This is a genomic window from Rathayibacter tanaceti, assembly GCF_001634385.1.
Lineage (GTDB): Bacteria > Actinomycetota > Actinomycetes > Actinomycetales > Microbacteriaceae > Rathayibacter > Rathayibacter tanaceti.
Map to the genome: position 1 here is coordinate 23,006 of NZ_LIIN01000023.1, position 6,059 is coordinate 29,064.

Genomic DNA, 6,059 nt, shown 5'->3' on the forward strand with positions numbered 1-6,059 from the left:
GATCAGAGCGATCCGGCGTGCAGGCGGGCTAGATCGGCGGCTCCCACGACTCCGGCATCGTTGACGAGCTCGGCGATGCGGAACTCGGGCTCGGGGTGGTACCCGCGGGCCGGCAGGTTGTCGAGGTAGGCCTGACGGATCGGGTCCAGGAGCAGGTCGCCCGCCTGAGCGACCCCGCCCCCGATGACGAACATCTGCGGGTCGAGGACTGCGCTGAGGCTCGCTGCGGCCTCGCCGAGCCAGTGGCCCAGCTGCCGCAGCGCCGCGAGAGCGCCGAGGTCGCCAGCGGTGATCAGCTCCGAGATGAGGCGGCCGTCGAGTTCGCCTCCGTTCCGCTGTCGCGCGTCGGCGAGACCCTGGCCGATCCCGCCCGCGTCAGCGAGCTCGCCGGCGAAGCGCTGGAGGGCGCGGCCCGAGCCGTACTGCTCGATGCAGCCGCGCGCTCCGCAGCCGCAGGGCAGGCCGCCAGGGACCACGCGCATGTGGCCGATCTCGGCGGCGGCGCCGAACCCGCCGCGGAGCAGGCGGTCGTTGATCACGATGGCTCCGCCGACTCCGGTGCCGATCGTGAGCATCAGCATGTCGCTCACGAGGCGCCCCGACCCGTAGCGGAACTCGGCCCAGCCCGCGGCGTTGGCGTCGTTCTCGATGATGATCGGCAGGTCGATCCGGGCCGAGAGCTTCTCGCGGAACGGCTCGTTGCGCCAGTTGATGTTGGGGGCGTAGTAGACGATCGACTGCGAGGCATCGATGAAGCCGGCCGCAGCGACTCCGACCGCCGCGACATCCGCCTCTGGCAGGCCCTCGCGCAGGTGCTCGACCATCTCGACGACGACGTCGACGATCAGCTCGGGGTGTCCGGCGGGGGTGGGGCGGCGATCCTCTCGGAGGATGCCGCCGAACTCGTCGACCAAGGCTCCGGCGATCTTCGTCCCGCCGATGTCGATCCCGATCGCGTGCACGCGAACCGCCTTTCCGATGCCACCGGCACGGACGCGACGGCGGGTCCGCCAGAGCGGCGACCAGAACGAGTGTAGTGACCGGGAGGAGTCGGGTGCCGCTCGCCGAGCGCGGTGCAGGGGCGTGTCGAGCGCCGCCCGCCGCCGCCTCCGCGAACGGATCGCGTCACGATCCGGGACCGGTGGTCCTGAAAAGATCCACAGCTTCGACGACGCCGGTAGGGTGAGACGACGTTGATTCAGGTGCCGAAGGAGTTGCCGTGAACCAGTTCGATTCACCCCGGGTGGTGGCGGCCGATCCGCAGGCCAACACGACGGCCCTCCTCCTCGACCGCGTACGCGAGACGCCCGATCGCCCGCTCTTCGCGCTGCCGGACGGCGCGGGCTGGCGCGACGTGACGGCGCAGGAGTTCCTCGACCAGGTCACCGCGCTCGCCAAGGGCTTCGTCGCCGTCGGCCTCGAGCCGGGCGAGAAGATCGGTCTGATCTGCAAGACCCGCTACGAATGGACCTTGATCGACTTCGCGGTCTGGTTCGCCGGCGGCGTCCTCGTCCCCGTCTACGAGACGTCCTCCCCCGCCCAGGTGCAGTGGAACCTCGCCGACTCCGGCGCCCACGCCGTCATCGTCGAGACGCCGGAGCACTTCGCCCGCTTCGACGAGGTGCGCGCCGATCTGCCGGACGTACGCATCGCCTGGCAGATCGGCCTGGGCGACCTGGACAAGCTCGTCGCCCGCGGAGCCGAGGTCCCGGACGCCGAGATCGAGCGTCGCCGCTCCCTCGCCACCGGCGCCGACATCGCGACGATCATCTACACCTCCGGCTCGACCGGCCGGCCCAAGGGCTGCATCATCCGCCACTCCAACTTCGTCGAGCTCAGCCGCAACTCCGCGGTCGCCATCACCGAGCTGATCCATCAGCCGGGCGCGTCGACACTGTTGTTCATCACGACGGCGCATGTGTTCGCTCGCTTCATCGCGATCCTCTGCGTGCACGGCGGGGTGAAGGTGGGACACCAGGCCGACACCAAGCAGCTGCTCCCCTCCCTCGCCTCGTTCAAGCCGACGTTCCTGCTCGCGGTGCCGCGCGTGTTCGAGAAGGTCTACAACTCGGCCGAGCAGAAGGCGGAAAGCGGCGGGCGCGGGAAGATCTTCCGCCGCGCCGCCGACGTCGCGGTTGCGCACTCGATGGCCGTCGAGGCGGGCTCGGTGCCTCTCGCGCTGAAGCTGCAGTTCCTCCTCTTCGACCGGCTCGTGTACTCGAAGCTGCGCACGGCGATGGGCGGCAACGTGCGCTTCGCCGTCTCGGGATCCGCGCCGCTGGGCGACCGGCTGGGTCACTTCTTCCACAGTCTCGGCATCAAGATCCTCGAGGGCTACGGGCTCAGCGAGACCACGGCGCCGGCGACCGTCAACCGGACGGAGCGGTTCAAGATCGGAACGGTCGGTCCGGCACTGCCCGGCGTCTCGATCCGGATCGCCGCAGACGGCGAGATCCAGGTCCGCGGCATCGACATCTTCGGCGGGTACTGGAACAACGAGAAGGCGACGGCGGAGGCGTTCGACGGCGAGTGGTTCCGCACAGGCGACCTCGGCACTCTGGATGACGAGGGCTACCTCCGCGTCACGGGCCGCACAAAAGAGATCATCGTCACGGCCGGCGGCAAGAACGTCGCTCCGGCCGCGCTCGAGGATCCGATCCGCTCCACTCCGCTCGTCGGCCAGGTCGTCGTCGTCGGCGACCAGCGGCCCTTCATCGCCGCGCTGGTGACCCTCGACTCGGAGATGCTGCCGACCTGGCTCGCGAACAACGGTCAGGACGCCTCGCTCTCGCTCGAGGACGCGGCCGTGAACCCGGCCGTGCTCGCCGAGGTGCAACGCGCCGTGGACGCCGCGAACGACCGCGTCTCGCGCGCGGAGTCGATCCGCAAGTTCGTGGTCCTGCCGATCGAGTTCACCGAGGCGAGCGGCCATCTCACCCCCAAGATGAGCATCAAGCGGAACGTCATCCTCGCTGACTTCGCCGACACCATCAGCGCCGTGTACTCCGCCGCCCCCGCGACCGAGGGAATCTCCCTGCGCTGACGCGCCCCCGCGAGGGAACCCGTACCGGTCGAGGCACCCGCTCGTCCGGGCTCCCTCGCCGGTGCGGGGTTCCCTCGCACGACCACGCGACCGCGACGAGCCGGCCGGGACCGGCTCGGAATCAGAACCAGTCCGACTCCCGCACCGCCTTCATGGCGGCGCGGCGGTCGTCCTTGGTGAGGCGGTCGAGGTAGAGGCGGCCGTCGAGGTGGTCGCACTCGTGTTGGAGGGCCTGCGCCATCAGGCCGTCGCCCTCGAGGACGATCTCGGTGCCGTCGAGGTCGATGCCCCGCACCGTGGCGCGCGGGTACCGGATCGCCGGGTACCAGAGGGAGGGCACAGAGAGGCAGCCCTCGTCGACCGGCTGCGACTCGCCACTCAGATCGACGATCTCGGGGTTGAGGATGTAGCCGACGACGCCGTCGACGTTGTAGCTGAACGCGCGGAGGCCGACCCCGATCTGAGGCGCGGCGACGCCCGCGCGTCCGGGCGGACGGACGCTGTCCAACAGGTCCTCGACGAGTCCGCGAACGCCGGCGTCGACCGTCTCGATCCTCGCGGACGGGGTCTTCAGCACCGGGTCCCCGAAGAGGCGGATCTGGCGTTCGGTCATGTGGTCCGCTCCCTCAGGGCCTCCTCCGCGCTCAGGAGGGCGTTCTCGACGACTTCGCTCGCCGCGGGGTGCGGCCAGTACTGGCTGCGGGCGAGCCCGCGGATGCCGATGCCGGCACTGGCGGCCTGGACGAGCGGCTGAATGAGGATACTGGCCTGCGGGCCGATGATGTGCGCGCCGAGGAGCGCGCCGTCGAGTCCGACGACGAGGAGGCAGGCGCTCGACTCGTCCTCGAGGGCCCAGCCGAAGGCGGTGGAGCCGTACTCCTGCGTGACCGTGACCACCTGGAGCCCCTGCTCGCGGGCCTCGGCCGCGGTGAGGCCGAAGTGCGCGATCTGCGGGTGGGCGAAGATCGCACCGGGCACGGGCGCCAGCCTGTTCGAGAGCAGCTCCCCGGGGTGGAGGAGGTTGTGCGCGACGAGGCGCGCTCGTGGTTCGCGACATGCTTGAGCTGCCACTCGGAGGAGACGTCGCCGAGGGCGAAGAGCCCGGGAACGGGTCTTCCGCCCGAGAGCACCCGTTGCTCGGTGTCGACGCGGATACGGCCGTCGTCGTGCAGATCGATCCCGACGGATGCTGCGGCGACCGTGTCGCTGTTCGGCTCGCGTCCGAGGGCGACGAGCACGACATCGGTCTCGACGACCGAGCCGTCGTCGAGCGTGACGACGAGGCCGCCGACGCCCGCGTCGATCGTCTCGGCCGAGACTCCGGTGCGAACGGTGTACCGCTCGGCGGCGAGGGCGGTGAACCGGCGGGCGATGTCCTCGTCGAGGGCGCGGAGCAGGCGGTCACTGCGCACGGCGACCGTCACGGCCGTTCCGAAGGCCGAGAAGACGTGGGCGAACTCCACCGCGACCGCTCCCCCGCCGAGGATCAGCATCCGCTCGGGGAGCTCGTCGAGGCGCATCACGGTCGAGGAGTCGTGGATACGGCGGTCCGGCTCGTAGGCGGCGAGCAGCGGTCTCGGCCGGGAGCCGGAGGCGACGACCACCTGCGGAGCGCTGATCCGCCGGCCGCTCGCGCTGACCAGGACGTGTGGACGGGAGCCGTCGCCGAGCGATTCGAAGCCGAAGCTCTCGCGCAGGACGGTCACGTTGGGTGATCGCTGGTCTCGGTACTCGAAGCCACCCTCGCTGATCGCGTCGATGCGCCCGAAGACGCGGTCTCGCACCTCGGCCCATTCCGGCCGCGCGAGACGACCGTGTACGCCGACGCCGCCGCCCTGGTCGACGTCGGTCACCACGTCGGCGACGTGCACGAACATCTTGGTCGGGATGCATCCCGCGTTCAGGCACGTGCCGCCGAACCACCGGCCGTCGTCGAGGATCGCGACGCGGAGGCCGTCGAAATCGGGCCCGACGATCGAGTTGCCCGATCCCGCGCCGATGACGACGAGGTCGAAGGCGTCGACGGGCTCAGGCACGCCGGACCGGAATACCCTCGACGACGAGCGCGGCCAGCAGGCGCGCCGCCTCCCTGGTTCCCTGGCGCAGCTGCTCCCACTTGACGATCGAGCCGGCGGCGAGCACCGGGTCGTAGGGGATGCGCACGATCTCGCGCACCCGCGAGCGGAAGTGCGACTCGATCTCCTCGAGCTTGACCAGGCTGGTGCCCGGCGTCGCCGTGTTCAGCGCGACCACCGCGTTGCGCACCAGCGCTCCGTAGCCGTTCGCGTCGAGCCAGGTCAGCGTCTCGGAGGCGAGGCGCGCCTCATCGACGCTGCCGCCCGAGACGATCACGACGGTGTCGGCGCGCTGGAGCGTCGGGCGCATCACCGAGTGGACGATGCCGGTCCCGCAGTCGGTGAGCATGATCGAGTAGAAGCGCTCGACCAGATCGGCGACCACGTTGTAGTCGTCCTCATCGAAGGCCTCGGAGAGCTGGGGGTCGGTGTCCGAGGCGAGCACGTCGAGCCGAGTCTCGTCGCGCGAGACGAGGGTGGAGAACTCGGTGAAGCCGGTGACCCCGGAGGCGCGGTTCACCACGTCGCGGACGGTCGCCCTGGTCTGCTTGGGCACTCGCTCGGCGAGCGTGCCGCGGTCGGGGTTCGCGTCGACCGCGATGATGCGGTCTTCGCGCGAGTCGGCCAGCGCCATACCGAGCAGCGTGGTGACGGTCGTCTTGCCGACGCCGCCCTTGCGGGTCATCACCGGCACGAAGCGCGTTCCGCCGTCGAACTGCCGGCCGATCCGCTCGTCCATCGCCTTCCACGCCCGAACGGCCGCGGAGTCGCCGAGGTTGACCGTGTGGAAGGTGAGCCCGTAGAGGAACCGGTTCCAGCCGCCCGTGGGAGCCGGCCGCGTCTTGCGGTTCACCTCAAGGAGGCGGTCGGGCGTCAGCATCGACGCCGACTCCGGAGTGGAGGCGCCCGGCGCGACCGGGGACGGGGCCGGGGGCGAGCCG

The 6,059-nt window shown here is 70.6% G+C and carries 5 protein-coding genes and 1 pseudogene; 1 reads left to right on the plus strand and 5 read right to left on the minus strand.

The window, feature by feature from the left end:
* Positions 1 to 2 precede the first annotated feature (2 nt).
* On the minus strand, positions 3 to 962 hold the full coding sequence (locus tag ACH61_RS04760) for an ROK family glucokinase (protein ID WP_068209217.1): 960 nt from the start codon (positions 960 to 962) through the stop codon (positions 3 to 5).
* 257 nt (positions 963 to 1,219) lie between these two features.
* On the opposite strand from ACH61_RS04760, the gene ACH61_RS04765 reads away from it, so the two are divergent.
* A complete protein-coding gene (locus ACH61_RS04765; RefSeq protein ID WP_068209220.1) occupies positions 1,220 to 3,043 on the plus strand; it encodes an AMP-dependent synthetase/ligase in 1,824 nt (607 codons plus the stop codon).
* A gap of 121 nt (positions 3,044 to 3,164) precedes the next feature.
* Here ACH61_RS04765 and def read toward each other — a convergent pair whose 3' ends face one another.
* The 4 genes and pseudogenes from def to ACH61_RS04780 all read right to left on the minus strand — a co-directional run.
* Positions 3,165 to 3,656 carry a peptide deformylase gene (gene def / locus ACH61_RS04770; RefSeq protein WP_068209223.1) on the minus strand — a complete coding sequence of 164 codons (492 nt, stop codon included), beginning with the start codon at positions 3,654 to 3,656 and terminating at the stop codon, positions 3,165 to 3,167.
* Entirely contained in the window at positions 3,653 to 4,114 is a 462-nt protein-coding gene (locus tag ACH61_RS18970; protein WP_330220128.1) for an NAD(P)/FAD-dependent oxidoreductase, read from the minus strand. Before ACH61_RS18970 ends, def begins: the two co-directional genes overlap by 4 nt.
* A 35-nt stretch (positions 4,115 to 4,149) precedes the next feature.
* Positions 4,150 to 5,079, minus strand: a pseudogene (locus ACH61_RS04775) (FAD-dependent oxidoreductase); the annotation flags it as partial.
* A partial coding sequence (locus ACH61_RS04780; RefSeq protein ID WP_068209232.1) for a MinD/ParA family ATP-binding protein occupies positions 5,072 to 6,059 on the minus strand: 988 nt, incomplete at its 5' end. The pseudogene ACH61_RS04775 and the gene ACH61_RS04780, both read right to left, overlap by 8 nt.

Coding starts and splice junctions, on each gene's coding strand:
- def (WP_068209223.1), bottom strand. CDS start 3,656: ATGACCGAACGCCAGATCCGCCTCTTCGGGGACCCGGTGCTGAAGACC.